Here is a 25,328-nt window from a genome sequence, read left to right as displayed (position 1 = left end):
TCGCGAGCCCCGGCCTGCGGGGTTTTGTACTACTCATCGTATTTCGCGGATCTCAAGACCCAGAACCCATAGAATAATTGCGCATAAGATAACTTGCATGTGCCACACTACCCGGCCTTAATATTCCTTGGCCGGTGTGAGTATCGAAAATCTTTGGCTGTGTACGAAGTCGCAAGGCTGAGAACCATCTGCTTGGTTGGGGATATCTAGTCACCACATGGATTAGAGCGTCGCGCTCACCCGCTGTCTCAGTTTCAAGGTCGATTACTTTATAGCGTTTATGAGTTGCGTCCCGAAAATTTTCATCTTCCACGGCAACGTGAACTTCGTGCCATGTGGTTGGGCGGGTTGCTTCCATTCCTGTAAAATGTGTCTTCAGTTCCTCTCCAAGTTCCCAAGACGAAAAGTATATGCTTTTGTTTGCTTTCAGCATCTGCAATTCGTTGATTGCGCATATATCGCTTGGTTTAGAAGTTGTAATTATATGCGCCTTCCTGTGGTCGGCAGAATAGACATTCTGGTCATAGGCAACGAAACATATCTTGGGACTAAGAGGCATAAATAGCATTGCACCAGCAGCAGAAATGCCTACACCCAAGTGCTTTAGAAATTCCTTTTGAGCATGAAATCTGTTGGTAATAATGGCGGGATCATCAGAAGTGATAAATTCGGTTTTGCTTCTATTTAGAATTAAACACGTTCTCAAATCTGCAGAGTGCTCGCAGAAAGCATCAACACCGCTGAGGCACAACCTGACAATGTCTTCATCTGTGGTTTCATATTCAGGCAAAAATTCAGGATTTTCAGCATACGCCTTGCTCATCATTTCGGTGAAAAAGGCGCTATTGCGACGGACTGCCGCTTCAGTGCGCACGCTTTGTAAATAAGCAAAAAAGCGCAAGAACTGAAGGTCATCGTCGAGAACATCATAGGGATTAGTCTGTACTTTAGCTATGATTTGCCCGTAGTACCCCTCTAGCTCCTGAAATGCTTTCTCGAGCTCTAAATCTTTCCCGTAAAAATAGTTTTTTGAGCATTGGTTCTTAATGGGGGCGTTTGAAACGAGCTTCTTGTTGCTAAGAACGAGCAAATTTACACATGCATTTTCGCCGTCCTTGCTAAATGGCTTAAAATGAATCTTAGGTACGAAATGCTGATTTTTATTAGCTGCCACGCCATAACTCTCAGATGTCTCAAAATTAGCACTCAGCTAACAAATACTTCTCGCAATCGTACAGTTCAAAATACAGTTGCTAGCTTTGGCGTTGCCACACCACCTACCAAACCAGACTCTCGAGAACGGCATGGGGAACAGCCTTTCCCGCGCCGAATATGTTTTGGAAGGTTCCCACAGGCACCTTATCTGCCCCTCGGGCCGCGCTATAGAGCTCAGGCAGTTCGCGGCGGTGAATACCACCCGCGATAAACAGCCCCTTATAGCCCGCAGCCCGCGCGCCAGCCATATCGGTTTGCAGGCTATCACCAATCATCATGATGCGCTCAGGCGGTGTATCGCCGGGAAGTCCAACTTCTTTGAGGCAGGACGTGAGCGCGCTTGCCATCGGCTTGCCGAACCAGTGCACCTCGCCGCCCATTTCGGTATAGAGGTCTGCGATGGAACCCGCGCACAGGTAAAGCTTTTCCCCCACATGCACCACGCGGTCAGGGTTGGCACACAGGAAGGGCACACCGCGCGCGGCGGCATTCTCAAGCCACGGCCTGTGGGTCTCAACCTCAAAAAAATCCAGGTCTGTTGCCAGAATAATGTCGGCTTCATCGGGGGTTTTGACCTTGTCCACCGGCAGGCCGTCCACCGTGTTGTGGTCGCTCTCTGGCCCCATATGGTAGAGCCGCGCGCCCTTGTAGCGCTCCCGCACCTCATCGCGCGCGAGGCCGCCCGAGGTGACGATATAATCATTGAGCGCTGTGGGCAGGCCCATCCTCTCAAGCATCTCCCGCACGTGGGTGCGGGGGCGCGGTGCGTTCGAGAGAAACACGGTTCTGATGCCGTGCGTGCGCGCTTGTGTGATGGCGTGAACCGCGCCGCCGTTGAGCGTGATGCCATCATGCATCACCCCCCACAGGTCACAAATCACAAGGGACAGGTCGTCTTTAAAGTCGCTGAGGCCACCACCAAGGGCAACCGTCGCACCGGTGCTGTTGGGCATAAATTACTCTCAGAGTTCTCGGTTCATATCATTGGCGGAAGTGGGTTCGCCAAACAGGTAGCCCTGCGCAAATTCAACCCTGTTTTCAAGGGCCTGCAGCACCATGTCTTCGCTTTCAATACGGCTGACGATCAGCTCCATGCCCTTGCGGCGCAGGAAGGATTTAACCGCTTCCACATCACCGTCATCCGGGTGGCTGGCCATCAGGTCGCCAAGGTCGGATTTCACGAACTGGAAGTGCCTGTCACCCAGAAGGGCAAAATCCTGATTGAAGTCTTTCACCAGATCCATCGAGAAGCCGAAACCCTTGCGCCCAAGCGTCAGCAGCCTGTCTTTCACCTCGCCGTCGAGGCTCAGGTAATCTGCCTGGCTTATTTCAAATACCAGCCTGTCGCGGAACTCCTCGTTGGAGGTCATGAAATCAATGAACTGCGGGAAAAATTCCTCATCCGCCATTGAGTGTTTCGACATGTTGCAGAAGAAACGCACACCGGGGCGGCGTTTGCCCATGCGGCGCACAAGCTGGATAAGCCTGAACAACAAAAGGTTATCGATGGTGCCGATAAGCCCCTTGCTTTCAGCCACCTTCATATATTGGCGCGGCAGCACGATGCGGCCTTCGTCGTCCCGCACGCGGGAGAAACATTCATAATGTTTGGTGTGGCGCGCGGGCAGGCCCACGATGGGTTGCAGGTAAAGGTCTACCCGGTTTTCAGAAAGCGAGTTGCGTACCACGGAAAGAAGCTGGTCTTCCCGCTTGATGATCCTGATCTGGGCTTTCTTGCGGCTCAGGCCGCGCGGGGTCGCTTTTGCAGCCGGGTTCGGTGTGGTGTCGTCCAGCGTATCGGGGTCAACGTCCCCGGCGGCAGCGTCTGCGTCTTCACGCTCAACCTCATCCGTGCCTTCATCCACCACCGCCATGGCGGCTTCCTCCGGTGTCAGCTCCAGTTCTTCCAGCTCTTCGTCTGAGGCGGGTTCCATCTCCTCCTCAGGGGCTGGTTTGGTGGGCGCTTTCCTGCCAGCAGGTTTCACGTCGGTGTCTGCGCTCAGGGCCAAAGCATCTTCGTCGCTGCCGGATTTTTTCCCCGACCCCTTCTCTGGCTTCCCTTTGCCGCCCGCAGCTTTCTTGTCGCTGAACTCAATCTCGCGGTCCATCACCTGCGTGAGCAGCGTGTGCAACACCTTCAGCTCGGAAACCAGCTGGTCGCTTTTCTCATCACCCTTTTCACCGTGGCGACGGGTGCGCTCGAGGTCTTTCCTCAGGATCGCGGTAATGTCTTCCAGTTTGCCCAGGCGCTCGTCAGCGCTTATTTCGGCACGGCGGTTGATCAACCACATCTGGATTTGCCAGGCACCAAAAAACACCATCAGGCCAAGGGCCAGGGAAAGATCACCAGGGAAGGCAAAAGCCCGGGGCGGGATCACCGCAACCGCAACCCCCAAAACTGCATAGGAAACCAACAGCAAAAGCTGTGTCATGATCGCCATGAATTCCGTGTCCTTTTTCCTAAGCCCTTATGCTCGGTGCCCATGCTGGCACATGGAACAGACGAGGTTAAGACTTTTGTTGCAGCACGCCACACCTGAAAGGGCAAAATCGGCCAAAACCCTCAATTTTTGCGCGGACATTCCGCCACACCTGCGCCACAAAAACCGTCACACTTATACCACCTGTGTGGCGTCGTGAAACGCGTCTGCTTCGGTGTTTTTATACACCCGCCAGTTTTGATGTGGTATGAGCGTTTGAACGAGGCCAATGTCACGGGCCGAATGGACGCTTATCTGATACGATGCTTTGAAAAAGCACATTGCGACGGAGACATATAGATGAAAAAGTTTTTCCTCCTGCTTCTTGTCCTGATCATCGGCGGGGCGGCATTTGCCTATTACCAGCTTGATTCTATTGTGAAAACCGGCGTTGAAACCACCGGCCCGGACGTGCTGAAGGTGGACGTGAAGGTTGATAGCGTCAGGCTCTCCCCCTTCTCCGGCAAGGTTGGCATCAAGGGGCTTACCATTGGCCAGCCTGAAGGCTTTGGCGAGGGTGCTATCGCATCGCTTGGGGTTTTTGACATGCAGCTCAGAACCAAGACGCTGATGTCAGATCATATCATCATTGACCGCATGTATATTGAAGCCCCCGTGCTGGATGCCCGCACCAAAGGCAGGCTCACAAATTTTGACGCCCTGCAAAAGGGCATTGGCTATACCGCGACGGACGACGCGCCCTCCAGCGTTACGCTCACCATCAAGGAAATGGTGGTGAAGGCACCTGAGGTTGCGGTCTCGACAGAGGGGGGCCTGATGGACGTGAACGAGCGCATCAAGCTCGCTGATTTTACCCTCACCGACCTAGGGACGGACGAGAAAGGCTTGGCGCCCAGCGAGATCGCCCGCCATGTGATGGACGTGCTGCAGCCGCAAATCGCCAAGGCGCTGATTTCCGCTAACGCACCGGAAAAACTGAAGAATATTGCTGATGACGCGCGCGGCAAGCTTGAGAAGGGGCTTGGTGGTCTTGTCGGCAAGCTCAAGAAAAAATCGGATGAAAAAGACGACGACGGCAATAACTGATTGATTTCTGGACTGGTCCGTCCAATATTCATCAAATTCATCAGGGAGACCATAATGTCACTAGAAAAAATTACAGACGAACTGCGCACCCGCATTGGCGCTCACTCACCTCTCACCGCCATCATCAAGTTTGATTTTGGCGATGACGGCGTTGTGCGTATCGACGGAAAATCCTCACCAACAGTGGTGGATAACGCTGATTCGGAAGCTGACTGCACCGTAAAAGTCACCATGGACAACTTTGTCCAGATCGCGGAGGGCAACCTCAACCCGCAGATGGCTTTCATGACCGGTAAATTGCGTGTAGAAGGCGACATGAGCCTTGCCATGCAGCTTGGCTCGATCCTCGGATAAGCCAAGAAAACGGCCAAAGTAACAGGTTGATATGTTTGAAAAATTTCGCAGCGCGGCCATAGGCCTTAGTGTTCTGGTCATTCTGGCGGGGGTTGGTCTATACATCCTCGTGCAAACTGGCGGCGGCGATAAAATTTTCGGGGGCAAGGAAGGAACTTTGCCCCCTGTTGACTTCCATGCGCTCAATCGTGCGTTTGACGACCCGAGCTATCTGCTGTGCAGCAAGGACCTGTGCGCGAACGCGGAAGTAGACGGCCCTGCCCCCCGCTTTGAGGTAGATGCCCAGACCCTCCGGCTCGCGCTTGCGGATTATACCGACAACATGCCCACGGTGCGCACCTTCCGGTTCGACCCCATGGCCAACCAGTTTGATTTCACCGAGCGTTTGCCCGGCGAAAGCCTACCGTCTGTTGTTACAGTCCGCATTATCGACAAGGGCAATTACGCCAGTGAAATGGTGATCTACAGCCGCACACCCGTGGGTGACAGCAACGCCGAGGATCATGAAGAGCGTGTCACACGCTGGATCAGGATGATCTCGTCACGGCTCGTGAACTAACGGTTCTCAGTAACTTTCGCTATCAAACTCATCATCGCTATGCTGCGCGTATGCACTGCTCGCAACAACGCTGTTTGTTGAGGTGTTGCTGAGCGCGCTAGCCGCAGCCGTTTGTCCCTGCGGGCTGGCTTCCTGCCCAGAGGTAAGCGCTGCGAACTGGCGGTTGAGCGCGATTGTTTCCCTCACACTTGCCTGCACATTCAGGTAACTGTCCCGCGCGCGGCCAAGGCTTGAGATAGGCGGCAGCGGTGCGCTGGCTTCCTGTGTTCTGGTCTCTGCAAGGGCAAACTGCACCCCGGTTGAAAGCAAACCACTGCCCGGCCGTGGGCTGTTGTCCTGAAAAGCCGTACTGACGGCAGAGGCGGAAGAAAGGGCAGAGCTATCGGAAGACAGGCTACGGGAGAACTCCCCCGACCGCGCTTCGCTTGCGCCAGAGGGCCGGGCACCTGCCCGTTCCGTACGCGTTATAGGGGCCGCAGACTGCGACCTCATGGCAAATGTTGCATCCGCCATTCAAGCACCCAAAAATTTTCACCCACACCAATTTATCGCGCTATGGGCCCAAAAGGCAACGCAGAACCGCAAAAAGCCGCTAATAGTTGCTGGAATGCCCCCGATTGCTGTGCTATCGCTCAAGCCGCAAACGGTGTGTTCTGGCTACCTGCTCGGCAGAGAGGGAAGGTGCTTAAGGGGGGCTCACTGATAAAACTCAAGATAAAAGCGAAAAGTTGACATGGATAATAATACCCTCGCGATTTACATTCACGAACTTAGAAACCAGTGCCTGCATGCTGAAGCGTCATTCAACATCTTCAACCAGGCGATGACAAACCGCATGGGGTCCGGCATCCTTTATGGCGGCCAAATGATTCTCATTCCCGGCAGCCAGATCGCATCTGTGCTGTGGCCAACTCGTGCCCGCGCTCGCGCTCGCGGCGAAGCGCTGAGGAAAGTGCTGCAGCTGCCGGAGAAGCACCCGCTGAACGACCGTCGCCTTTGCGAACTGTGGGAGCGTTCAGACGAGAAGCTTGAGGAATGGATCACAGACACACGCGGCCAACAGGTTATTTTTGACTTTGTGGGTGACCCTGCAACGGTTGGGGACGGCAAGACACCAGACGCGTGTATCTACCGCGCCTATAACCCTGCAGCCCGCATCTACTGGTATCGCGGTGTTGCCTATAACCTGCAGGCTGTTGCCAACGCACTGACAGACGTGGCAACCCGCGTAAACGCTGTTTACCGCCAGATGTTCCCTGAGCAGGCAAAAGCGGAAGACGAAGCGCGCCGCCAGGCAATGGAAGCACAGCAGGCAGCACAAGCCGCTCAGGCAGCAGCGCCCGCACAAGTCGCCGCTGAAGCAGCGCCGACCGCAGCCCCTGCAGCAAACGACACCGCAGACGAGCCAAAGGCAAAACCTGCGAAAAAGGCTGCAGCCAAAAAACCAGCTGCAAAAAAGACTGCCGCTAAAAAAGCTGCGCCTAAAAAGGCTGCCCCGAAAAAAGCCGCAAAGAGCGACTAAGCAGAAATATGGTGAAAAGGGTGGGCCGTTTGCCTGCCCTTTTTCGCACCTGTGGGCCGGGTTACCGGGGTATTTGCACAGGAGAATAAATTCTGTAAGATATCGCCGCTTGGGCCTGAATACCGCACTAACCAAAGGAATTGTGCACCGATGAAAAAACATTTGTCTCTTGTATTTGCCGCTGCACTGTTTGGAAGCCTGCCAGCCATGGCGCTAGACTGTGGCGAGCCGCCAATGCAGCAGCCACCTGTACCAGACGGCAGCCGTGCATCCGCTGATGATATCCGCGATGCCCGTGATGCTGTGCTGACTTATTCACGCTCCGTCGACGAGTATCTGACCTGTATGGACCAACGCGCGCCGGTTATTCTGCCGTACCTGACCAAGGAACAGAAAGCCCGCTGGGATGAAGACCTCACCCAGATCCACAACGAGCGGCGTGACCTGCAGGTTAAGCTCAATGAAGCGATCCGGGCTTACCGCCGTCAGGACAGCTAAAAGAGCGATACCCACACCAGAGTGACCAGTAAGGGGCTTCCAGAGCCCCTTTTTTTGTGCGCTGCCCACAATCGCCTGACATTATTGGACTATAGCGTCCATAAAATTTGACAGCCCCCACTTGCCGCCCCATCTTCATTTCCAACCAATAAAACAAGGGGATGATCCATGCTTGCACGCCGCGCCGTTTACGATGAAGAGCACCATATTTTCCGGGATGCTGTCCGTAAATTCTTTGAAGCTGAAGCCACGCCGCACGCGGCAGCATGGTCAAAAGCGGGCCAGGTTCCCCGCGAGTTTTGGAACAAGGCGGGCGAAGCGGGCATCCTCTGCCCCCAACTGCCGGAAGAATTTGGCGGTGTTGGTGGTGACTACCGCCTGAACTGCATCATCAACGAAGAACAGGTTTATAACCGCGCGGGCGGCGCGGGCCTTGCGGTGCATTCAGACATTGTAGCGCCCTACCTGCTGCACTACGGCTCAGACGACCTCAAGGAACGCATCCTGCCGAAAATGGCCACAGGCGAGATGGTCGGCGCTATCGCCATGACAGAGCCCGGCACCGGCAGTGACCTTCAGGGCATCAAAACCACCGCAAAGCTGGATGGCAACCACTATGTGGTCAATGGATCCAAAACCTTCATCTCCAATGGCCAGAACTGTGATTTTGTCATTGTCGCTTGCAAAACCGACCCCAAGGAAGGCGCCAAGGGCGTGAGCCTTGTGGTGGTGGAATGCGACCGGGAGGGTTTCCGTCGTGGCCGCAACCTTGAGAAAATTGGCCAGCATTCGTCGGATACGTCCGAGCTGTTTTTTGACGAAGTGCGTGTGCCCGCCACCAACCTCATCGGGCACGAGGGCGCGGGTTTCATGTATCTGATGCAGCAATTGCCACAGGAACGGCTGTCCATCGGTGTTATCGCCATGGCGGGGGCACAGCGCGCATTTGATATCACGCTTGATTATGTGAAAGAGCGGCAGGCTTTTGGCCGCCCGATCGCTGCGTTCCAGAACACCCGCTTCAAGCTTGCTGAAATGAAAACCGAGATCGATGTTGGTTGGGCCTTTATCGACCAATGCCTGGCGCGCCATGTGAAGGGTGAACTTGATGCTGTGGGCGGCGCCATGTCAAAACTCTGGACCACCGAGATGCAGGGCCGTATCGTGGATACATGCGTGCAGTTGCATGGCGGGTATGGTTTCATGGCAGAGTATGAAATCGCCCATCATTTCACCGATAGCCGGGTACAGCGTATCTATGGCGGCACGTCTGAGATCATGAAGGAACTTATCGGCCGTTCGCTTTAGCGGGCGCTATTATCAAGCAGGTTATATGTCACTTCCCTCCCTTACCGCTGTCATCTGTTTTGCCAATGAAGGCGAGGAAGTTGAAACGACGGTGCGCGGCCTTCGTGAAACCTGCGGCGATGATATAGATATCCTGCTGATCAATGACGCCTCGGATGACGGACTCGATTATGAAAGCGTCGCAGACAGGTACGGCTGCCGGTATCTTCTGAACGAAAGCCAGATCGGCCCGGCCCATAGCCGCCACAAGGGTGCAAGCTGGGCCAAAACGGACAATGTCATCTTCCTTGATGCTCATATGCGGTTTTATGAACAAGGTTGGCATACTGTCGTCAATGAGATGATCTTTGAGCATCCCGCCACGCTCTTTTGCACCAAAAGCAGGCCCCTGAAAACCGGGGGCGAAGCCTCTGGCGCACCCGTTGGGCACGGGGCCAGCATGATCTTCGGCGCGGATAATTTTAATGCGGCGCTGAAACCGGACTGGAACATCTACCCCATCGAAGGTGACGGCCCGGCCTATGTGCCTTGCGTGCTGGGCGGCAACTATGCTGTCAGCCGCGATTTTTTCCTCAGCATCGGTGGCTACAGGGGCCTTCACAGGTATGGCGGGGAAGAAGCGCTGATCAGTATCAAAACCTGGCTTTCGGGCGGCAACTGCCAACTGATCAGGGATGTGGAAATCGGCCATATCTACCGGGACGGACGCGGCGCGCCGTGGAAAGACAAGGTGCAATACTTCCATTTCAACAAACTGGCGACCGCGGAAATCCTGTTTGATGCGGAAGAAAAGGCACAGTATTTTGAGCTTCTGGAAGCCCTGCCGGAAGGCAAGTCTGCCAAACGTGTGTTTACGAGCCGTCGGTCTTTTGTGCAAAGCGCCAGAAAAGTCTTTCAGGCGGTAAAGCGCCACCCCATGGCCTATTATTACGAGTTGAACGCGGCCTTTCGCCGCCGGGAAACCATCACGCCCGAGTAAGCGCCAACACTGATTGCAGGCCGTCACACTTCATGCTAGACCGGGCAAAAGTACGGCGCTCCGGCGCCCCATCTTGCACTTACAAAGGACACATCAATGGCCCGTCAGAGAGTCACCCTGCAAGCGAACCTGCCCCATGGCACTTTTTACTGGGTTACCGAGGTGAATGCAGGCACAGAAGAAGAAGCTGTGGTCGCAGCTGAAAACCTGTTTCTGGCCGAGATGGAAAATATCGACGAGTGGGAATTTACCGATTTTGAGGTTGCCAACGCTTAAGGCCGCGCAAAGACCACCTCGTTACCCTTGAGGGGCATCTGCCACACATGCAGGGGCTCTCTTTTCCAACCAGCGATCCAGCGCCTCCAATGAGGTTTCCCACTTCTCTGCGTGGTCGTCCTTTTCCCTGAAAAACCAGAACCGTGCATTATAGGCCTTGGGCCGGATAACTTCGGTTATCAACACACGCGTTGAACATTCACCTTCTGGTTTCAGCTCAATACGGAACCAGCGCTGGTCATTGTCTGATTCCTGAATGGTCGCAAACACCCGGCCCGGCAAAACCTCGCTGGTTTGTTCCATGGCATGCCACCGTTTGCCGCGCTTCCGCCAGAAAACAAGCCGGGTTGCGTCCGTCTCGGTCGCCTCACCTTTCAAGCGTTGCAGGTCAATCAGCTCAGCCTGCCAGCGTTCCCGGTTCTCATCACTTGTGGCCCAGGGCCAGATGGCTTCAGCGCTATAAGGCAGCACGGCTTCTTCAGAGATTTCAAAACCCGCATCAATCACGATAATCAGGCGGAAGATCACACTCACCGCAAAGGCCGCCAGCGCAGCCACCACCGATTTGTGATACAGGTTCCAATCTCTAAAGCGGTCTTTCACTGCTATTCCCCTTGACCAACGTTGGCACCAGCCCCAGTTTTACAGTCTGCTGCAAATGAATGCAGCGGACAATGTCTGGGGAGGGCATATGACGATCACCCTTATCTCTGCAAGCCTTTTAGGCCTGCTGCTCATTCATCTTTCTGTCAGGGTTTCAAAAAACCGGCAACGTGCCAAGGTCTCAATTGGTGACGGTGGCGATGAAATGCTAGCCAACGCCATCCGCGCCCATGGCAACCTGACAGAATTTGCACCTTTCTTTCTCATCCTGCTGGGCCTTCTGGAGTTTCGCGAGGCAAACCCCGTGCTTCTTCTGGTGCTGGCTGCCGCCTTTGTGGTTGGCCGCTTCATGCATGGGCTGACCTTTGGGCGCTTTGAAGGGGCTAATCCGTTCCGCTTCTGGGGCACTATCCTGTCCTGGCTTTCTATTCTTGCGGCATCGATCATTGGTCTGCTTGACGGCTACAATCTGCTATAATCATGCGCCGGAGGCGCGGTGACCGTTACGGCGCCTCCATCATCCCGGCATCAAGACGTTTTGCCGCGTTCCTCGTCACTTTCACCTCTCACATGCTGCATGGAAAACCCGCCAATGATCAGCGTCAGCGACACTGCGATGAAAGCCATGACCGCGAGCAGGTAAAACCCGAAACCGAGCGACAAGCCAATCGCGCCGGACGCCCATATGCTGGCACCCGTGGCGGTACCCACCACATTGTCCCCCCGCTTAAGGATTGCACCAGCACCCAAAAAGCCGATCCCCGTCATCACACCTGAGATGATTTTGGATAAGTCAACCAGCACCGGCTCACCCACATGGGCATAGTCCGCATAAAGCTCCTGCCCCATGATAGCCAGAACGCAGCTGCTGGCGGCAATGATCATGAAGGCCCGGAAGTCCATGGGCTTCCTCTTGCGGTCCCGGTCAAGGCCGATCACCGCGCTAAAAAGCATGGCCAGCCCGACGCGCAACAGCAGTTCACGACCAGAGACGATGCTCAGACTAAGTTCAGCTAAAATGTTTTCCATGCACCAAGCATGGCTGTACTTCTTGACGAAATTCTGGCGGGTAGCGAATAAGCCTATTTGTCGGAAAGCGCGAGCCGTGCACCAAGGCCAATAAGCGTGACACCTGAAAGCGCCTGCACAATCTTTGGCCCTGCACCAGACGACTTCATTTTCCGCGCGACCTTGTCTGCCGCCATGATCACCACCACGTCCGCTGTGCTGAATGAGATATTCACAAAAGCCCCTAGCACAAGGAACTGCGCCCACACGGGCAACCCCGCCGCCGCATCAACAAACTGCGGCAGGAAGGCGATGAAAAAGATCGCGACCTTGGGGTTGAGGATTTCTACCCACATGCTTTCAATAAACGCGCGACGGGCTGTTTTAGGTGCACCGGATGCCCCGGCCCCTACAGGCATCTCGCTGGCCACTTTTTGCCTTATCAAGCTGATGCCAAGCCAAACGAGGTAAACAGCACCCACTATTTTCACCACCATATAGGCCGCTGGTACGTGAATGAATATGGCGGACAGCCCAAGGGCTGCTGCAATCACATGCACATAGCACCCGAAGTGGATGCCAAGTGCGGCCATAAAGCCAGCCCGTTTACCTCGCGCCAGTGTTTGTGCGGCCGTATATAAAATCGCAGGGCCCGGCACAAACGCGAAGATAGCCGTGGCGATAAAAAATGGTATCAGATGCTCAAATGACGGCATGTCACAACCTTTTGCCTGCAGTTAACTGACGGGCATGCATTGTGCAGCATCTGGATGATTGCTTCAATCTGCTATCGCCGCCCTACCCGTAGCTATTTTTCCTGCAACGCGGACGTCAGGTCGGTGAGCGCGGCGTCACCATCTGCTTCAAGTTTCCGCTATGAGGGTGCGCTGCGTGTTGACGTGAGCGCTCCGTCGGCACATAAGGTGCCCGCGAGGCTCTTGGAGCCACAGGTGTTTTCTACTGAGGCATTTTTACGTGACGGCAGCCCATCTGAGACAGGAGCCTTTTGTTCTGCTCGACGATAGCAGACCTCCGCATCTTGCGGGGCACTCCCTTCTGTTTCATAGCCCACAAGAAATTGTCACCGCACACAGCTTTGACGAAGTTGGCCCAGCACTTGAAAGCATTGACGCTTTGCAGCAACAAGGCCTTCATGTCGCCGGCTGGATATCCTATGAATGTGCCGCGCATTTTGAGCCACGCTTGAGCGCTGTCATCAAAAACAAAGCGCCTGAACCGCTTATATGGATGATGGCAACCGAGCATAGGCTGGAACTTGCCGCCCATGAACTGACGGACATGTTTTTCCGGGCACGGCGAGGAAATGGCCGCCCATCGAACCTGAACTTCGGTGAAAGCGGGGAGACCAAAAAAAGCTATGCGGAAGCACTGGCTCGTATCCACGCTTATATTGAAGCGGGCGATGTATACCAGATCAACCACACCTTTCAGCTACCCGCCGACCTCGACGGTGACTTTTTAGCACTTTATGAAGACCTGAGGCACAATCAGCCCGTGCCGTTTGGTGCCCTGATAAACACCGGTGCGTGGCGGGTTCTGTCGCTTTCGCCTGAGTTGTTTGTGGAACGCAGCGGCAACGCACTGACATCTCGCCCCATGAAGGGCACAGCCCCCAGGGGCCGCAACAATGAGGAAGACGCCGCACAGGCCAACTTCCTGCAGACAGACGCCAAGTCCCGCGCCGAGAACCTGATGATCGTTGATCTGATCAGGAACGACCTCAGCCGCATCGCCCTGCCCGCAAGCGTTACCGTACCTGCGCTTTTTGAGGTCGAGCGGTACCCGACCCTGCATCAGATGACCTCAACGGTAACAGCGGCCGTGCCGGAAGGTTTGACGCCATCCCAGCTACTGGCAGCTTTGTTTCCCTGCGGGTCCGTCACCGGTGCACCAAAAGTGCGTGCGCTCGAGATTATTGGTGAGTTAGAGAAATCACCTCGCGGCATTTACTGTGGCGCTATTGGGCATTTCAGCCCCAAAATCCAGACCCAAAGTGCCCACTGGTGCCTGAACGTCCCAATTCGCACCGTTGTGCTGGATGAAAACGGCAAAGGCCGGATGAGTGTGGGCAGCGGTGTTGTTGCCGATAGCAATACAGAAAATGAATATGATGAGTGCCTGCTTAAAGCCCGGTTCGCGCAGCAACAGGCTGAAGACTTTTCCCTGATCGAGACCATGAGGCTGGACCAGAGTGGTGAGTACCATATGCTGGCTGCGCACCTAGGCAGGCTCAAGGCCAGTGCTGCCTATTTCAACTTCAATGTGGATGAGGCAGGCCTCAGGGACGCACTGGAAGACCACGCCGCCGCTTTTGAAGATAAAGACCTACCCCGCAGGGTCAGGGTGCTTTCCGGGCCCCGTGGTTCGGTTTCCATTACCAGTACACTGCTGCCAGCCTCGCCCGCCAAGCCGCTAACCGTTTGTTTAGCCAAAGAACGTGTCGCCTCAGGCGACCCGTTCCTCGCGCATAAAACCACCAACCGCAAGATTTACGATGGTGCCTATGCTCGTGCATTCAAAGCCGAATATGCGGATATTCTGTTCTTCAACGAGCATAACGAGTTGACCGAGGGCGCGATCAGCACGGTCTTTATTGTTTGTGATGGTCGCTGGTACACCCCGCCCCTTGAGGCGGGCGTGTTACCTGGCGTATTGCGCACCAGCCTTCTGGATGGTGAAGACCCGGCTGTTAACGTGCGCCCCATTTCAAAGGCGATGCTTTTGTCCGCCGACACGATATATATCGGCAACAGTGTAAGAGGGCTGCGTGAGGTCACGCTCGCCCTGGTAGAGATGTAGGAGACCCCGATGCGTTTAGCCCGTTTGCTGTTTAATGATGCCCAGGTTCTCGCGCTGGTAGAAGGCACCAACTTCCTGCCCGTCTCCCACATTCTGCCTGACGCTCCTCAGGATATAGGCACCCTGATTGCCGAATATGAATGGGCCAAGCTTGAACAAGGCGCTAAGGCCTCGACCACATGGCAACCGCTCGGCCAAACCTCTTTCCTGCCACCAATCGACCGTACAAGTCGCATTTTCTGTGTTGGTAAAAATTATGCCGACCACGCGCGTGAGATGGGCATGACAACGCCAGGTGGGCCAGCCGCACCCGATATCTTTGTACGCTTTCCGCAAAGCTTTGTTGGCCATGGCGGGACAATCGAGTTTCCGGAAAGCGAATCGACCTTCGATTATGAAGGCGAGCTAGCTGTGGTTATCGGGAAAGCCGGGCGCGCCATCACGCACGGAGATGCTGGGTTACACGTTTTCGGCGTCACAACCGCGAACGATGGGTCGCTTCGACGCTTGCAAAAACGCACCAGCCAATTCACGCTGGGCAAGAACTTCGACCGCTCCGGCGCTATTGGTCCGACGATTACACCGCTTGAGCAGTTGCCCACACCGCTTCACCTCAGCCTCATCACGCGCGTGAACGGGCATGAGAAGCAAAGCGGCAATACCGCCGACATGATCTTTGATATTGAGACCGCCATCGCCACCATCAGCGCCATGACAGCGCTTCAGCCCGGCGACATTATCCTCACCGGCACACCCGCAGGTGTGGGTGCCGGACGTACCCCACCCGAATTTCTGAAGAGCGGTGACACAGTTGAAATTGAAATCGAAGGCCTCGAGTCGCTACACGTTCAGGTCATATCAACCAGTATTGTGCCGCAGTAGGCCAAAAATAGGCCCCAGGGCCCGCCCAAATAACGCCTCACTTTTAGCCAAGCATTAACTCGTTCTTTAGAACTGCGAGCTAGGATATTTGCAGTCATGAATCACCTGTTCATGGGGAATTCACAGGATCTCATGGCAGCTCGCTAGGTAACGTTGAGGTGTATGAGTATGAGTCCGATGTCAGCAAGTTCAGCCGCAGTGCCAACGGCGGATTTCGAAGATAGCAATATTTCCGAAGACTGTCGTGCACTCGCTCGTCGTCTTTCAGGCCACATGGGTCTGGAGCATGCGTTACAAATCAGTAACGAGAATCAGTGGCACGGTGTCGTAGCGGCACTTCGGGAAATGCAGCGAAAAAAATAACGCACTCGCCCAATCGAATCTAAACTAAGGTTTATTTCGAAACTTTTACATTCTGCTGGATGTAATTCACAACCCTTGCTGGCGATGCACTTCTAAACGTTTGACTTTTTTCAGTAAAAGTTATATTATCACATATACAAAACTGTCATCATTTCCCATACCGAAAGCAGTAAAATTATATGTTGACCCCCCTTCAAAGACGAAAAGTGAAATTTTTGCTTGGAATCACAGAAGATTCTTGGATGATAGGCACCGAGCCGGACCGCTCATCTCATTCTGGGGTCGAGGTACGAAAGTGCACCAATCACGGAACCAATGATAAAAAATCGTCCTCCCACCTCCCCGAGGAGGGACAAGTGATGGCGAGATACAAAAGAGATAACGCGGAATTAATCCGTGAGGTGGTCGGCACAATTGGGAGAGGTACGGGAAAGCCTTTTGAAACAACATTTGGTCAGACCGAACGATTTCGTTTCGGGTTCTGTCGTATGTTGGCTTGCTCCCAATTTTATAGGGTAAAGATTTTGAGGCCTGCGGATAAACCATCCAAAGGCACATCATCTTTGCAAGGTTTAATCCGCTGCAGGATTTTCTCTCCGGAGAGTTTTTTGCGGCTTTGTTAAAACCCATGTGGGCAGAAAATGGATAAGGCTAAAGTGAAACGGATAGCTGTCTCGACGGCTGCGGTTGCCTCGGTCCTTCTCGGCGCAACTCTTGCCAACGCACAAGATGCACGCCTGAAGTCGATCGTAGAAGAGGTCAACCAGGCCAATCAAATCGCACAGGAATCTCAGCAAAGCATTGATAAAACTGCTGATGCCACTTCCAAACTTTTTGGTGAATATAGAACGGTGCTTAAAACCAACGCGGGCCTGGAGGCATACAATGCCCAACAGCGCCGCGTGATCACCAAACAGATAGAAGAGATCGAGAAGATCAAGAACTCAATCGGTCAGATCGACGAAATTAAACGTCAGATCACACCGTTGATGCTTGATATGATCTCGAACCTCGAAGAGTTCGTCAACGCAGACGTGCCTTTCCAAAAAGAGGAGCGTCTCGCTCGCATCGATTCTCTACGTGATGCAATGGACGATCCTAACGTAAGCGACCCAGAACGCTTCCGTGTTGTGCTTGAGGCTTACAAAGCTGAGACACAGTACGGTCGTACTGTTAACGCCTATGAAGCCGTTCTTGACGACGGCCGCAGCGTTAACTTCGCGCGTATTGGTCGTGTTGGTTTCTACTATCAAACCAAAGACGGCAAAGAGAGCGCAGCTTGGGACAAGACAACCGGCAGCTGGAAACAGCTTGATGCGGAATTTGCTACCCCGGTGAAACAAATGATCCGGATGGCACGCCGCCAGGTTCCTTATGACCTCGTCGTTCTTCCGATCCAGGCGCCGAAAGGTAAGTAATAATGAAAAAGATTCTGACATCTGCTGCTGTCCTGGTCTTTGGTGCAACTGTTGCCGTCCAGGCCCAAACCGCTGATCTCGGTTCCCTTCTCAACAAAGTACGTGAAGGTAGTGTAACCGAATCCGCAGAACATAAACGCCGCGAAGCTGAGTTCCAGGCACGCAAAGACCAACAGCAAACGCTGCTGGCCGATGCACGCCGTGAACAAGAGCGCCTAGAGCGCGAATCAGCGCGTCTCGAAGAGACACGCCGCACAAACGAAGAAGAAATTGCTCGTCAGCTCGAGATCCAGCGCGACCGTCTTGGTCAGCTGCAAGAGCTGTTCGGTGTTCTTCAGCAAGCTGCTGGTGACGCGAAAGCTGTTATCAAAGGCTCGCACGTTACTATCGACAACCCAGACCGTATGGCTGAGATCGACAATCTCGTTGCTAAAGCTGCTGACAGTGCTGAACTGCCAACACTTGACGAAATTCGTTCCTGGCCTGCGCAAATGATCCTCGAGTCTATCGGTTCAGGTGAAGTTGTTACGTTCGACCACGAAGTTCGTATGGTTGACGGTACAACGGAAGTTATTCGGCTGACCCGCGTTGGTGACTTTGCTCTGATGAGCGGCGAAAAATTCTTCATTCTGAAGGACGACGGTTCCGTTGAAGAACTGCAACGTCAGCCTTCAGGCCGCTTCACTGACACGGTTTCTTCCTTCACTTCAGCTAACTCCGGTATGCCGGGCGTTGCGCTTGACCCAACACGTGGTCAGCTCCTGAACCTGGAAGTTGAAAAACCAACTCTTGAAGAGCGTATCGCTCAGGGTAAAGAAATTGGTTACATCACACTTGCACTTGGTGCGGTTGGTGTTCTGATGGCAATTGCCCAGTGGCTGTACCTCATGGTCGTTAAAGGCAAGGTTCGCCGGCAGATCCAGTCTGACACCGTCAGCACTGACAACCCGCTGGGCCGTGTTCTCGCTGTTTACGACAACAACAGAAACGTTGATGTTGAAACACTTGAGCTCAAGCTTGACGAAGCCATCCTGAAGGAAACGCCCGCCCTTGAGCGCTTCCTTGTCTTGATCAAACTGATCTCCGCTGTAGCTCCACTGTTCGGTCTTCTTGGTACTGTGACCGGTATGATCGAAACCTTCCAGGCTATCACCCTCTTCGGTGCTGGTGACCCGACCATGATGGCATCCGGTATTTCCGCTGCCCTTATGACGACGGTTGAAGGTCTCGTTGTTGCTATCCCGACTCTGCTGCTGCATGCCTTTGTTGCCGGTGCTTCCAAGTCCGTGATCCACGTACTTGAAGAGCAATCCGCTGGTATCATTGCTGTACACGCAGAGAAGGAGCATGCGAATGCTAGCGCTTAACGAAGCATTCGACGCGATCCGTGCGTTCATGGAGAGGGGCGGCGACGTCCTTCTCATGATCCTCGCGGTCACGTTCATCATGTGGGTGTTAATCGTTGAGCGTCTCTGGTACTTCGCGCTGGAGTACAAAAAGCAGAAGAATCGTGTTGTTGACGCATGGGAATCCCGTGCCGAGCGGCGGTCCTGGTATGCGCATAAAATCCGCATCGCCATGATCTCTGAGGTCCACCACAACCTGAATCAGGGTGTGGGTATGATCAAAACGCTCGTGGCCCTCTGCCCCCTTATCGGGCTGATGGGTACAGTGACAGGCATGATTGAGGTTTTCGATGTCATGGGTTCGCAGGGGACGTCAAACGCCCGTGCCATGGCAGCAGGTGTATCAAAAGCAACAATCCCGACAATGGCGGGCATGGTTGCTGCGCTCTCGGGCGTGTTCTTGAGCACCTATATCGAACGCCGTGCTAAGCGCGAATCAGAGCGTCTCGAAGATAGCCTGACGACTGATCACTAGACCAGGAACTGGAGTTTAACCAATGCGTAAATTCGCAAAGGCAGAAGAAGAAGCAGAAGTCAACATGACCCCGATGCTGGACATCGTGTTCATCATGCTGATCTTCTTCATCGTCACTGCCACTTTTACCAAGGAATCTGGTCTGGAAATCAACAAGCCGGAGGATAACAATACTCAGAACGATCCTCCGCCACCGGATGACGACAAGCGTGCCATCGCTTTTGTTATCGATAACAACAACCGTATCACTCACGACTTCCGTGTCATTGATATCTCGTCTGTTGCATCGATCATCAAAAAAGAAAGCGTGGAACGCCCAGAAGCTCCGGTTGTTATCCAGGCTGCTGAAGGTGCTCATACAGGGAATGTCATTCGTATCTATGACAATGCCCTGGAAATTGGCATCGCACGGGAAAAAATCGTCGTAACGCCCAAGAAGAAGTAAAGCCGGTGGGGGCCTTGCCCCCGCCTCAAGGGCCGCCTTTCGGGGCGTAGTGGAGAAAACAATGCGAGACCACGCACAAAACCAAGAAGAGGAAGCGGAAATCAACATGACGCCGATGCTAGACATCGTGTTCATCATGCTGATCTTCTTCATCGTCACCGCGGTCTTCGTGAAGGAAGCCGGGATCGAGGTCGTGAAACCGAACGCCGAGACAGCCCTTGCCCAAAAGCAAGTCAGCATTCTCGTCGCGGTAACACCAAACGACCAGATCCATATCAACAGAAATGAAGTCGCTCTCGACAGTGTCCGTACGACGATCGAGAAGCTTCATGCAGAAAACCCGAAAGGGACTGTTGCTATTCAGGCCGATATCGAATCGAAGGCTGGTTTGGTGATGAAAGTATACGACGCCATACGCGACGCAGGCGTTGAAAAAATTGCCATAGCAGCGGAGAGACAATAATGATTACACGTGTAATTTCGTCGCTCATTGCCGCATCCGGCGTAACCTTTGGCTTGTTTTTCCTGATGCAAAGCCTGGTTTCCTTCAATGATGAAGTAGACCTGAATGAGGACAAGCAGTTGCGTTTCATCGATGTTGTAGAAGACATTGATGACCAACCACCACAGCGCATGGAGCGTAAAGTGGAAAAGCCGCCAGAGGTGGAAGCACCTCCGCCTGAGATGGAAACGCCTCAGGTTGAAGTTGACGGTCCTAACAAGATGAACCTTTCCATCAGCCGCGCCAATTCTGGCTCTGGTGTGGATCTCGGTTCCATCGACCTCGGCCCAAGCCAGGATGGTGACTATCTGCCACTGGTACGGGTTCAGCCTCAATATCCACGTCGTGCGCAGGAGCGCGGCATTGAGGGTTATGTGATCGTTGAGTTGACGGTGAACGAAGACGGTACTGTACCGCCTGAGAGCATCCTCATACTTGAAGCTGACCCGAAGGGGTATTTTGAACGTGCTGCAACAAAAGCTGCAGAGAAGTTCAAGTACAAGCCTAAGGTCGTTAATGGCCAACCGCAGAAGGTGACCGGCGTGAAATACCGCTTCTCCTTCGATCTTGCAGACTAATTGGGGGACAGGAGACCGTCATGAACATGATTGAAACCATCAAGTCTCTTCCTATGGCTTTGGCAACCGCTGCGATCCTCGCCGCTCTGCCAATGCCTGAGGGCACCCCTCTGGGGAGTAAAGCGTTCGCGCAAGAGAAGGAAGAGTCATCATACGCTTCACGGGCAAAAACCCGTAAAGTTCCTGCCATGAGCGTGGATATCCACAAGAAGATCCAAAAAGCTCAGGAGGCAATGGACCTCAAGGAGTATGTGGAAGCCAAGGAGATCCTTACGGATACTCTCGAAAGCAAACGCATCAACGACTATGAACGTGCCGTTGCCTGGCAACTTCGCGCGATGATTTCTTATGAAGAGGACGACACCGCAGGCACGATCCGTGCCTACGAACAAATCCTTCAATATGCGGAAAGCATCCCGGAAGCGCTTGAACTGAACATCATCTATGGCCTAGCTCAGCTGTATTACAGCGAAGAAAACTACCAGAAGGCCATCGAGTATGTGAAGAAATGGGAACCTCGGGCTGAGGTCATCAGTGTAAACCACCTCGTGTTTATCGCGCAGGTTTATTACACCCTGACCGATTTCGACAACTCACTGGCTTACATCTACCGCGCTATTTCCGACGCTCAGGCTGTGGACACAGTCGAAGTGAAGGAAACCTGGTACGGCATGGCTCTTTCCGCACACTGGGAACTTGGTCAATACACCAAGGTTCGCGATGTGCTTGAGATCCTGCTGATCAACTGGCCGAAGCCACAATACTGGATTCAGCTGGCTGGTGTTTATCAGGAACTTGGTGACGAAAAGACGTCTTACTCGCTGACAGAAGCGGCTTACAAACAAGGGTTCCTTGATGACAAGCCGCTTCAGCTGGTAAACGTTGCTCAGATCCAGCTTGCACGCGGTGCACCAATCAAATGTGCATGGGTTCTTGAGAAAGCCTTCAAAGAAGACCGTATCGAGAAAACCGCACAGAACTACAGAACTCTTGGCCAATGTTACTTGATGGCCACCGAGTATGAGCGTGCGCTCAAGCCATTGACTGCTGCTGCGAAAAGCGAGGCAGACGGTGACCTGTGGTTCCAGATTGCACAGGTGCAGATGCAGTTGACCCACTATACAGACGCCGTCAAAAGCTTTGACAATGTGGTTGAATCCTTCGATGGCACCAAAGATGAAAAAGACGCTGACAAGCGCCTTACATCTGTGATGCAGAAGGGGCAGGCCCTCACAGAGTTGAAGCGCTTCAAAGAAGCACATGCAGCTTTTGATACGGCCAACCGCATGGCGAAAGACCGCAAAGACAAGCGCATGATCACTCAGTGGCGCAACTATCTGAGAGCCGAACAAGCCCGCGAGGAAATGCTCGAAGGCTAAAGCTTCCAGACAAAAGGCAGATTACAAGCGGCGCTCCTTGGGGCGCCGTTTTTTTGTGGGGCCCTACATGCCTATCGGCGCACGGCTGCCATCTGCTTGATGCGCGTCAAACCAATCCCGCCACAATCGCGGTACACTGTCTCCATAGTTAAAGGAGGTCTATCATCACCAAGACCATCGTCATCCTGCAGGGACACCCGGACCACAAGGAACAGCACCTGTGCCATACGCTCGCAACGCACTATAGGGAAGCAGCGGAAGCGACAGGGCATCAGGAAACCTGTGTCGATGTTGGCGCGCTCGATTTCCCACTCCTGACAAGCAAGGTTGAATGGGAAACAGGCGATACACCCGCAACGCTTCTTGCTGCTCAGGACGCCATCCTGCAGGCCAAACATTTGGTGATCATCTACCCTTTATGGCTCGGCTCCATGCCGGCGAAACTAAAGGGGTTTCTAGAGCAGGCATTGCGGCCCTCGCTTACAGCCAGAGCCGCCTCCCCAACCAAATGGCGCTCGCTCCTTAAAGGATGCTCGGCCCGCGTCATTGTCACTATGGGAATGCCCGGCATTGCATATCGGGTATTCTACCTATCGCAGGGCCTCAAGGTCTTATGCCGCAACATACTGGCGTTCTCAGGCGTCGCGCCGATCCGAACAACGGTGGTTGGCATGGTAGAGAAAAAACAGATCGTGACCTAGAGCGACTATTCGCCCGAATGAGAAAGCTGGGCGCAAACGCTACTTAAGTTATATTATAACTTTTTGTTAATGCCTTTTCATGATAATGTTACATAGTAACGATTCAGGAGGGTATTATGACCATCACACCATATGCAAGGGCGCTTCCCATCATGTCGGGCGCAGCGCTCACCACCTTCATGTTGTTCTTTCTGATGCAAAACCTCGTACGCAATGACGGGCTTGAGCTGCTTGATGATGTCTCTGTTCTCCAATTCGATGGCGTTATCGAGAGCCCCATTCCCGAACCGGTTCGCAAAATTGAACGTCTAACTCCCCCGCCCAAACCTATAGAACTTGAGCCAATAGAGATTGATCGCCCGCCAACTACCGGCGGCCCCCAAATTGGCCTGCCCGCCCGCCCACAAAGGCCGGTGTCGGTAGGCAACGACACCAAAATCCAACTTGGTTTTTCCGACGGTGAACGCCTGCCGCTTGTGCGTGTACAGCCACAGTACCCGCGCCGCGCGCTCGAACGCGGCACAGAAGGCTCAGTTGTTGTTGAGTTCACTGTCACCGAGGACGGTACCGTTGAGGACGCCCAAGTCATAGAAGCCAACCCTGCGGGGTATTTCGAGCGTGCAGCCTTAGCAGCGATCTCGAAGTTCAAGTACAAACCCACTGTGGTTGACGGCAAGGCCTATGCCTCCAAAGGTGTGCGCTTCCGTATGGCGTTTGAACTGGCTGGCGAATAGGAGGCATTTCATGAGACCAATACGCACCAAAACGGGCGCTCAGGCAAAAGCCGATATGACGCCCATGCTCGACATCGTATTTATCATGCTCATCTTCTTCATTGTCACCGCAACCTTTATGCGGGAAACGGGCATTAGGCCCAATATGCCGCAAGGCTCGAGCCCCAAGTCACCGCTTGAACCGATCGCATTTCAGATAGACGCGGAAAATCGCATCTTTTATGCAGGACGGTTGATCGACCCATGGCTCGTAGAACCCATCATCAAAGGAGAGAGCGTGTTGCGCCCCAAAGCACCGGTCGTGATCTCCATAAACCCCGGGGCGCATACAGGAGCCTTTGTTCGCCTACATGACGAAGCGCGAAAAGCAGGCATGCCGAACGAGAGGATTGCGGTTCTGATTGAGTAATGGGCGTTACGACGGAACCGCGGGGAAGGGGTGGCGAAGGTTTGCCACCCCTTTTTTCCTTTTACCTAGTCGACGATGGCGTCGTTCACGTAAGTGCGCATCTCGCCTCTGACATCATAAACACCGGTGGGTAGGATGTTTGTCATCAGGATCGCCACGATATCGTGGGTGGGGTCGATCCAGAATACCGTATTGGCCATGCCGCCCCAGAAAAACTCTCCAACTTCACCCGTATTGCCAAACTTCGCCGGGTCAAGCACAACGGCAAAATCAAGCCCGAAACCAAGCCCGCGTTTGCCACCGGCGATGCCCGGCAGTGCTTCCGGCAATTGGTTCTTGGACATCATGGCAACCGTTTCAGGCTTAAGGTATGTCACACCGTTCATGGTGCCACCGTTTGCGACCATTTGCGCAAACTTCCAATAGTCAGCCGTTGTGGAAACAAGACCACCACCACCAGACTTGAACTGGGGGTTGATTGAATAGTCCTGCAGGAGTTTGTTGCGGGCAGCAATAAGCTTCTTCTCTTCGTCCAGCTCATAGATGCCAACAAAACGATCAAGCTTATCCGCAGGCACATAGAAATCTGTGTCGCTCATCTCCAGCGGGTCAAATATCCGCTCTTTCAGAAATTCGTCAAACGGCTGGCCCGAAAGCACTTCAATCAGATAGCCCTGCACTTCAACTGAAAGAGAGTAAACCCACGCTGCGCCTGGCTGATAGAGAAGCGGTTGTTCGGCAAGCCTTGGCACCCACTCGGCCATCGGCTGGTCCACGCCAATCAACTGGTTCTTGAGGTAACTTTTATCAACCGGCGTATCACCAAAAACACCGTAGGTAAGGCCAGAAGTATGCCGCATCAGGTCACGCACAGTGATATCGCGCGCTGCGGGCTCTGTCTCAAGCGTGCCGTCTTCCGCTTCAGCCTTGAAAACGCGGGCGTCAGCAAATTCTGGAATATATTTTGAAACCGGGTCGTCCAGTTCAAACTTGCCTTCTTCATAGAGCATCATAAGCGCCACACCGGTGACAGGCTTGGTCATGGAATAGATGCGGAAGATGGCATCCTCCGCCAGCGTACGGCCACTTTCCATATCAAGCGCGCCATAGGTTTTGAAATGCGCAACCTTGCCCTTGCGCGCAACAAGCGTCGTCAAGCCAGCCAACTTGCCGTCGTCTACATAAGCCTGAAAATGCGCGCTCATCTCCGCCAGTTTTTCTGCAGAAAGACCCACTTCGGCGGGGTCAGCTTCCGGCAGCTCAGCGGCAAAAACGCCCATCGGCAGCAGACAGGCTAACACAAGCGACAGTATGTATTTTTTCATGGTGACATCCTCCCTCAGTGAAAAGATAGCCCAAGCCCGGAT

Annotated in this window: 30 protein-coding genes; 22 read left to right on the top strand and 8 right to left on the bottom strand. The window is 53.8% G+C overall.

Features of this window, described 5'->3' with window-relative positions; all coding sequences use genetic code 11:
* Window positions 1-52: 52 nt before the first annotated feature.
* The 3 genes from ACOOGA_RS12600 to ACOOGA_RS12590 form a co-directional block, all read right to left on the bottom strand.
* A complete protein-coding gene (locus tag ACOOGA_RS12600; protein ID WP_417459859.1) occupies window positions 53-1,174 on the bottom strand; it encodes a DUF4238 domain-containing protein in 1,122 nt (373 codons plus the stop codon).
* A 103-nt stretch (window positions 1,175-1,277) separates the two neighbouring features.
* Window positions 1,278-2,168 (bottom strand): TIGR01459 family HAD-type hydrolase, encoded by an 891-nt coding sequence (locus ACOOGA_RS12595; RefSeq protein WP_417459858.1) that lies wholly within the window; start codon window positions 2,166-2,168, stop codon window positions 1,278-1,280.
* A gap of 9 nt (window positions 2,169-2,177) precedes the next feature.
* A complete protein-coding gene (locus ACOOGA_RS12590; RefSeq protein ID WP_417459857.1) occupies window positions 2,178-3,656 on the bottom strand; it encodes an EAL domain-containing protein in 1,479 nt (492 codons plus the stop codon).
* Between the two features lie 339 nt (window positions 3,657-3,995).
* On the opposite strand from ACOOGA_RS12590, the gene ACOOGA_RS12585 reads away from it, so the two are divergent.
* From ACOOGA_RS12585 to ACOOGA_RS12575, 3 genes are read left to right on the top strand one after another with little or no spacing between them, the layout of a single operon-like run.
* On the top strand, window positions 3,996-4,742 hold the full coding sequence (locus tag ACOOGA_RS12585; protein ID WP_417459856.1) for a hypothetical protein: 747 nt from the start codon (window positions 3,996-3,998) through the stop codon (window positions 4,740-4,742).
* A 54-nt stretch (window positions 4,743-4,796) separates the two neighbouring features.
* Window positions 4,797-5,096, top strand: coding sequence for an SCP2 sterol-binding domain-containing protein (locus ACOOGA_RS12580; protein WP_417459855.1), 300 nt, complete (start codon window positions 4,797-4,799; stop codon window positions 5,094-5,096).
* A gap of 31 nt (window positions 5,097-5,127) precedes the next feature.
* A complete protein-coding gene (locus ACOOGA_RS12575; RefSeq protein ID WP_417459854.1) occupies window positions 5,128-5,655 on the top strand; it encodes a hypothetical protein in 528 nt (175 codons plus the stop codon).
* Window positions 5,656-5,661: 6 nt separating this feature from the next.
* Here the strand turns inward: ACOOGA_RS12575 and ACOOGA_RS12570 are convergent, their stop codons facing one another.
* The gene (locus tag ACOOGA_RS12570) at window positions 5,662-6,168 is read right to left on the bottom strand and encodes a hypothetical protein (protein ID WP_417459853.1); all 507 of its coding nucleotides are present in this window, start codon (window positions 6,166-6,168) and stop codon (window positions 5,662-5,664) included.
* 220 nt (window positions 6,169-6,388) lie between these two features.
* Here ACOOGA_RS12570 and ACOOGA_RS12565 point away from each other — a divergent pair, with 220 nt between their 5' ends.
* From ACOOGA_RS12565 to ACOOGA_RS12545, 5 genes are all read left to right on the top strand, one after another.
* Window positions 6,389-7,177, top strand: a complete 789-nt coding sequence (locus ACOOGA_RS12565) for a hypothetical protein (RefSeq protein ID WP_417459852.1) — start codon at window positions 6,389-6,391, stop codon at window positions 7,175-7,177.
* Between the two features lie 150 nt (window positions 7,178-7,327).
* Window positions 7,328-7,675 (top strand): hypothetical protein, encoded by a 348-nt coding sequence (locus tag ACOOGA_RS12560; RefSeq protein WP_417459851.1) that lies wholly within the window; start codon window positions 7,328-7,330, stop codon window positions 7,673-7,675.
* 168 nt (window positions 7,676-7,843) lie between these two features.
* A complete protein-coding gene (locus ACOOGA_RS12555; RefSeq protein WP_417459850.1) occupies window positions 7,844-8,983 on the top strand; it encodes an acyl-CoA dehydrogenase family protein in 1,140 nt (379 codons plus the stop codon).
* Between the two features lie 25 nt (window positions 8,984-9,008).
* Entirely contained in the window at window positions 9,009-9,962 is a 954-nt protein-coding gene (locus ACOOGA_RS12550) for a glycosyltransferase (protein WP_417459849.1), read from the top strand.
* A gap of 96 nt (window positions 9,963-10,058) precedes the next feature.
* Entirely contained in the window at window positions 10,059-10,238 is a 180-nt protein-coding gene (locus tag ACOOGA_RS12545; RefSeq protein WP_417459848.1) for a hypothetical protein, read from the top strand.
* Window positions 10,239-10,259: 21 nt separating this feature from the next.
* On the opposite strand, the gene ACOOGA_RS12540 is transcribed toward ACOOGA_RS12545, so the two are convergent.
* Complete coding sequence (locus ACOOGA_RS12540; RefSeq protein ID WP_417460089.1) at window positions 10,260-10,841, bottom strand: hypothetical protein; 582 nt, start codon at window positions 10,839-10,841, stop codon at window positions 10,260-10,262.
* 88 nt (window positions 10,842-10,929) lie between these two features.
* On the opposite strand from ACOOGA_RS12540, the gene ACOOGA_RS12535 reads away from it, so the two are divergent.
* On the top strand, window positions 10,930-11,319 hold the full coding sequence (locus ACOOGA_RS12535) for an MAPEG family protein (protein WP_417459847.1): 390 nt from the start codon (window positions 10,930-10,932) through the stop codon (window positions 11,317-11,319).
* A gap of 50 nt (window positions 11,320-11,369) precedes the next feature.
* Here ACOOGA_RS12535 and ACOOGA_RS12530 read toward each other — a convergent pair whose 3' ends face one another.
* A complete protein-coding gene (locus ACOOGA_RS12530; protein ID WP_417459846.1) occupies window positions 11,370-11,870 on the bottom strand; it encodes an MgtC/SapB family protein in 501 nt (166 codons plus the stop codon).
* A gap of 53 nt (window positions 11,871-11,923) precedes the next feature.
* Window positions 11,924-12,565, bottom strand: a complete 642-nt coding sequence (locus tag ACOOGA_RS12525; RefSeq protein WP_417459845.1) for a LysE family translocator — start codon at window positions 12,563-12,565, stop codon at window positions 11,924-11,926.
* 259 nt (window positions 12,566-12,824) lie between these two features.
* Here ACOOGA_RS12525 and pabB point away from each other — a divergent pair, with 259 nt between their 5' ends.
* The 13 genes from pabB (at window position 12,825) to ACOOGA_RS12460 (ending at window position 23,961) form a co-directional block, all read left to right on the top strand.
* Window positions 12,825-14,669 (top strand): aminodeoxychorismate synthase component I, encoded by a 1,845-nt coding sequence (gene pabB / locus ACOOGA_RS12520; protein WP_417459844.1) that lies wholly within the window; start codon window positions 12,825-12,827, stop codon window positions 14,667-14,669.
* A 9-nt stretch (window positions 14,670-14,678) separates the two neighbouring features.
* Window positions 14,679-15,551 carry a fumarylacetoacetate hydrolase family protein gene (locus ACOOGA_RS12515; RefSeq protein WP_417459843.1) on the top strand — a complete coding sequence of 291 codons (873 nt, stop codon included), beginning with the start codon at window positions 14,679-14,681 and terminating at the stop codon, window positions 15,549-15,551.
* A gap of 168 nt (window positions 15,552-15,719) precedes the next feature.
* Complete coding sequence (locus ACOOGA_RS12510) at window positions 15,720-15,914, top strand: hypothetical protein (RefSeq protein ID WP_420428792.1); 195 nt, start codon at window positions 15,720-15,722, stop codon at window positions 15,912-15,914.
* Window positions 15,915-16,555: 641 nt separating this feature from the next.
* On the top strand, window positions 16,556-17,332 hold the full coding sequence (locus ACOOGA_RS12505) for a DUF3450 domain-containing protein (RefSeq protein ID WP_417459841.1): 777 nt from the start codon (window positions 16,556-16,558) through the stop codon (window positions 17,330-17,332).
* Between the two features lie 2 nt (window positions 17,333-17,334).
* A complete protein-coding gene (locus tag ACOOGA_RS12500; protein WP_417459840.1) occupies window positions 17,335-18,699 on the top strand; it encodes a MotA/TolQ/ExbB proton channel family protein in 1,365 nt (454 codons plus the stop codon).
* The gene (locus tag ACOOGA_RS12495; protein ID WP_417455865.1) at window positions 18,686-19,213 is read left to right on the top strand and encodes a MotA/TolQ/ExbB proton channel family protein; all 528 of its coding nucleotides are present in this window, start codon (window positions 18,686-18,688) and stop codon (window positions 19,211-19,213) included. Before ACOOGA_RS12500 ends, ACOOGA_RS12495 begins: the two co-directional genes overlap by 14 nt.
* A 22-nt stretch (window positions 19,214-19,235) precedes the next feature.
* Complete coding sequence (locus tag ACOOGA_RS12490; RefSeq protein WP_417459839.1) at window positions 19,236-19,658, top strand: ExbD/TolR family protein; 423 nt, start codon at window positions 19,236-19,238, stop codon at window positions 19,656-19,658.
* Window positions 19,659-19,719: 61 nt separating this feature from the next.
* Window positions 19,720-20,121 (top strand): ExbD/TolR family protein, encoded by a 402-nt coding sequence (locus ACOOGA_RS12485; protein ID WP_417459838.1) that lies wholly within the window; start codon window positions 19,720-19,722, stop codon window positions 20,119-20,121.
* The gene (locus tag ACOOGA_RS12480; RefSeq protein WP_417459837.1) at window positions 20,121-20,738 is read left to right on the top strand and encodes an energy transducer TonB; all 618 of its coding nucleotides are present in this window, start codon (window positions 20,121-20,123) and stop codon (window positions 20,736-20,738) included. Before ACOOGA_RS12485 ends, ACOOGA_RS12480 begins: the two co-directional genes overlap by 1 nt.
* A 20-nt stretch (window positions 20,739-20,758) precedes the next feature.
* Window positions 20,759-22,117 carry a tetratricopeptide repeat protein gene (locus ACOOGA_RS12475; protein ID WP_420428790.1) on the top strand — a complete coding sequence of 453 codons (1,359 nt, stop codon included), beginning with the start codon at window positions 20,759-20,761 and terminating at the stop codon, window positions 22,115-22,117.
* A gap of 161 nt (window positions 22,118-22,278) precedes the next feature.
* Window positions 22,279-22,818 (top strand): NAD(P)H-dependent oxidoreductase, encoded by a 540-nt coding sequence (locus ACOOGA_RS12470; RefSeq protein ID WP_420430675.1) that lies wholly within the window; start codon window positions 22,279-22,281, stop codon window positions 22,816-22,818.
* 116 nt (window positions 22,819-22,934) lie between these two features.
* The gene (locus tag ACOOGA_RS12465) at window positions 22,935-23,552 is read left to right on the top strand and encodes a TonB family protein (protein WP_417459835.1); all 618 of its coding nucleotides are present in this window, start codon (window positions 22,935-22,937) and stop codon (window positions 23,550-23,552) included.
* A 10-nt stretch (window positions 23,553-23,562) separates the two neighbouring features.
* Entirely contained in the window at window positions 23,563-23,961 is a 399-nt protein-coding gene (locus ACOOGA_RS12460) for an ExbD/TolR family protein (protein ID WP_417459834.1), read from the top strand.
* Between the two features lie 65 nt (window positions 23,962-24,026).
* Here the strand turns inward: ACOOGA_RS12460 and ACOOGA_RS12455 are convergent, their stop codons facing one another.
* The gene (locus tag ACOOGA_RS12455) at window positions 24,027-25,286 is read right to left on the bottom strand and encodes a serine hydrolase domain-containing protein (protein ID WP_417459833.1); all 1,260 of its coding nucleotides are present in this window, start codon (window positions 25,284-25,286) and stop codon (window positions 24,027-24,029) included.
* Between the last annotated feature and the right edge of the window lie 42 nt (window positions 25,287-25,328).

It is taken from the genome of Kordiimonas sp., from assembly GCF_965216265.1.
Classification (GTDB): Bacteria; Pseudomonadota; Alphaproteobacteria; order Sphingomonadales; family Kordiimonadaceae; genus Kordiimonas.
The sequence above is the reverse complement of the archived record's forward strand: the minus strand, read 5'-3'. Positions and strand labels throughout refer to the sequence as shown.

What these genes read in the sequence shown, in the direction of transcription:
- ACOOGA_RS12595 (WP_417459858.1), bottom strand. Translation starts at nt 2,168, where the DNA reads ATGCCCAACAGCACCGGTGCGACGGTTGCCCTTGGTGGTGGCCTCAGC.
- ACOOGA_RS12570 (WP_417459853.1), bottom strand. Translation starts at nt 6,168, where the DNA reads ATGGCGGATGCAACATTTGCCATGAGGTCGCAGTCTGCGGCCCCTATA.
- ACOOGA_RS12510 (WP_420428792.1), top strand. Translation starts at nt 15,720, where the DNA reads ATGAGTCCGATGTCAGCAAGTTCAGCCGCAGTGCCAACGGCGGATTTC.
- ACOOGA_RS12455 (WP_417459833.1), bottom strand. Translation starts at nt 25,286, where the DNA reads ATGAAAAAATACATACTGTCGCTTGTGTTAGCCTGTCTGCTGCCGATG.
- ACOOGA_RS12495 (WP_417455865.1), top strand. Translation starts at nt 18,686, where the DNA reads ATGCTAGCGCTTAACGAAGCATTCGACGCGATCCGTGCGTTCATGGAG.
- ACOOGA_RS12575 (WP_417459854.1), top strand. Translation starts at nt 5,128, where the DNA reads ATGTTTGAAAAATTTCGCAGCGCGGCCATAGGCCTTAGTGTTCTGGTC.
- ACOOGA_RS12530 (WP_417459846.1), bottom strand. Translation starts at nt 11,870, where the DNA reads ATGGAAAACATTTTAGCTGAACTTAGTCTGAGCATCGTCTCTGGTCGT.
- ACOOGA_RS12545 (WP_417459848.1), top strand. Translation starts at nt 10,059, where the DNA reads ATGGCCCGTCAGAGAGTCACCCTGCAAGCGAACCTGCCCCATGGCACT.
- ACOOGA_RS12585 (WP_417459856.1), top strand. Translation starts at nt 3,996, where the DNA reads ATGAAAAAGTTTTTCCTCCTGCTTCTTGTCCTGATCATCGGCGGGGCG.
- ACOOGA_RS12475 (WP_420428790.1), top strand. Translation starts at nt 20,759, where the DNA reads ATGAACATGATTGAAACCATCAAGTCTCTTCCTATGGCTTTGGCAACC.
- ACOOGA_RS12525 (WP_417459845.1), bottom strand. Translation starts at nt 12,565, where the DNA reads ATGCCGTCATTTGAGCATCTGATACCATTTTTTATCGCCACGGCTATC.
- ACOOGA_RS12500 (WP_417459840.1), top strand. Translation starts at nt 17,335, where the DNA reads ATGAAAAAGATTCTGACATCTGCTGCTGTCCTGGTCTTTGGTGCAACT.
- ACOOGA_RS12565 (WP_417459852.1), top strand. Translation starts at nt 6,389, where the DNA reads ATGGATAATAATACCCTCGCGATTTACATTCACGAACTTAGAAACCAG.
- ACOOGA_RS12480 (WP_417459837.1), top strand. Translation starts at nt 20,121, where the DNA reads ATGATTACACGTGTAATTTCGTCGCTCATTGCCGCATCCGGCGTAACC.
- ACOOGA_RS12560 (WP_417459851.1), top strand. Translation starts at nt 7,328, where the DNA reads ATGAAAAAACATTTGTCTCTTGTATTTGCCGCTGCACTGTTTGGAAGC.
- ACOOGA_RS12490 (WP_417459839.1), top strand. Translation starts at nt 19,236, where the DNA reads ATGCGTAAATTCGCAAAGGCAGAAGAAGAAGCAGAAGTCAACATGACC.
- ACOOGA_RS12465 (WP_417459835.1), top strand. Translation starts at nt 22,935, where the DNA reads ATGACCATCACACCATATGCAAGGGCGCTTCCCATCATGTCGGGCGCA.
- ACOOGA_RS12460 (WP_417459834.1), top strand. Translation starts at nt 23,563, where the DNA reads ATGAGACCAATACGCACCAAAACGGGCGCTCAGGCAAAAGCCGATATG.
- ACOOGA_RS12485 (WP_417459838.1), top strand. Translation starts at nt 19,720, where the DNA reads ATGCGAGACCACGCACAAAACCAAGAAGAGGAAGCGGAAATCAACATG.
- ACOOGA_RS12550 (WP_417459849.1), top strand. Translation starts at nt 9,009, where the DNA reads ATGTCACTTCCCTCCCTTACCGCTGTCATCTGTTTTGCCAATGAAGGC.
- ACOOGA_RS12505 (WP_417459841.1), top strand. Translation starts at nt 16,556, where the DNA reads ATGGATAAGGCTAAAGTGAAACGGATAGCTGTCTCGACGGCTGCGGTT.
- ACOOGA_RS12580 (WP_417459855.1), top strand. Translation starts at nt 4,797, where the DNA reads ATGTCACTAGAAAAAATTACAGACGAACTGCGCACCCGCATTGGCGCT.
- ACOOGA_RS12535 (WP_417459847.1), top strand. Translation starts at nt 10,930, where the DNA reads ATGACGATCACCCTTATCTCTGCAAGCCTTTTAGGCCTGCTGCTCATT.
- ACOOGA_RS12590 (WP_417459857.1), bottom strand. Translation starts at nt 3,656, where the DNA reads ATGGCGATCATGACACAGCTTTTGCTGTTGGTTTCCTATGCAGTTTTG.
- ACOOGA_RS12515 (WP_417459843.1), top strand. Translation starts at nt 14,679, where the DNA reads ATGCGTTTAGCCCGTTTGCTGTTTAATGATGCCCAGGTTCTCGCGCTG.
- ACOOGA_RS12555 (WP_417459850.1), top strand. Translation starts at nt 7,844, where the DNA reads ATGCTTGCACGCCGCGCCGTTTACGATGAAGAGCACCATATTTTCCGG.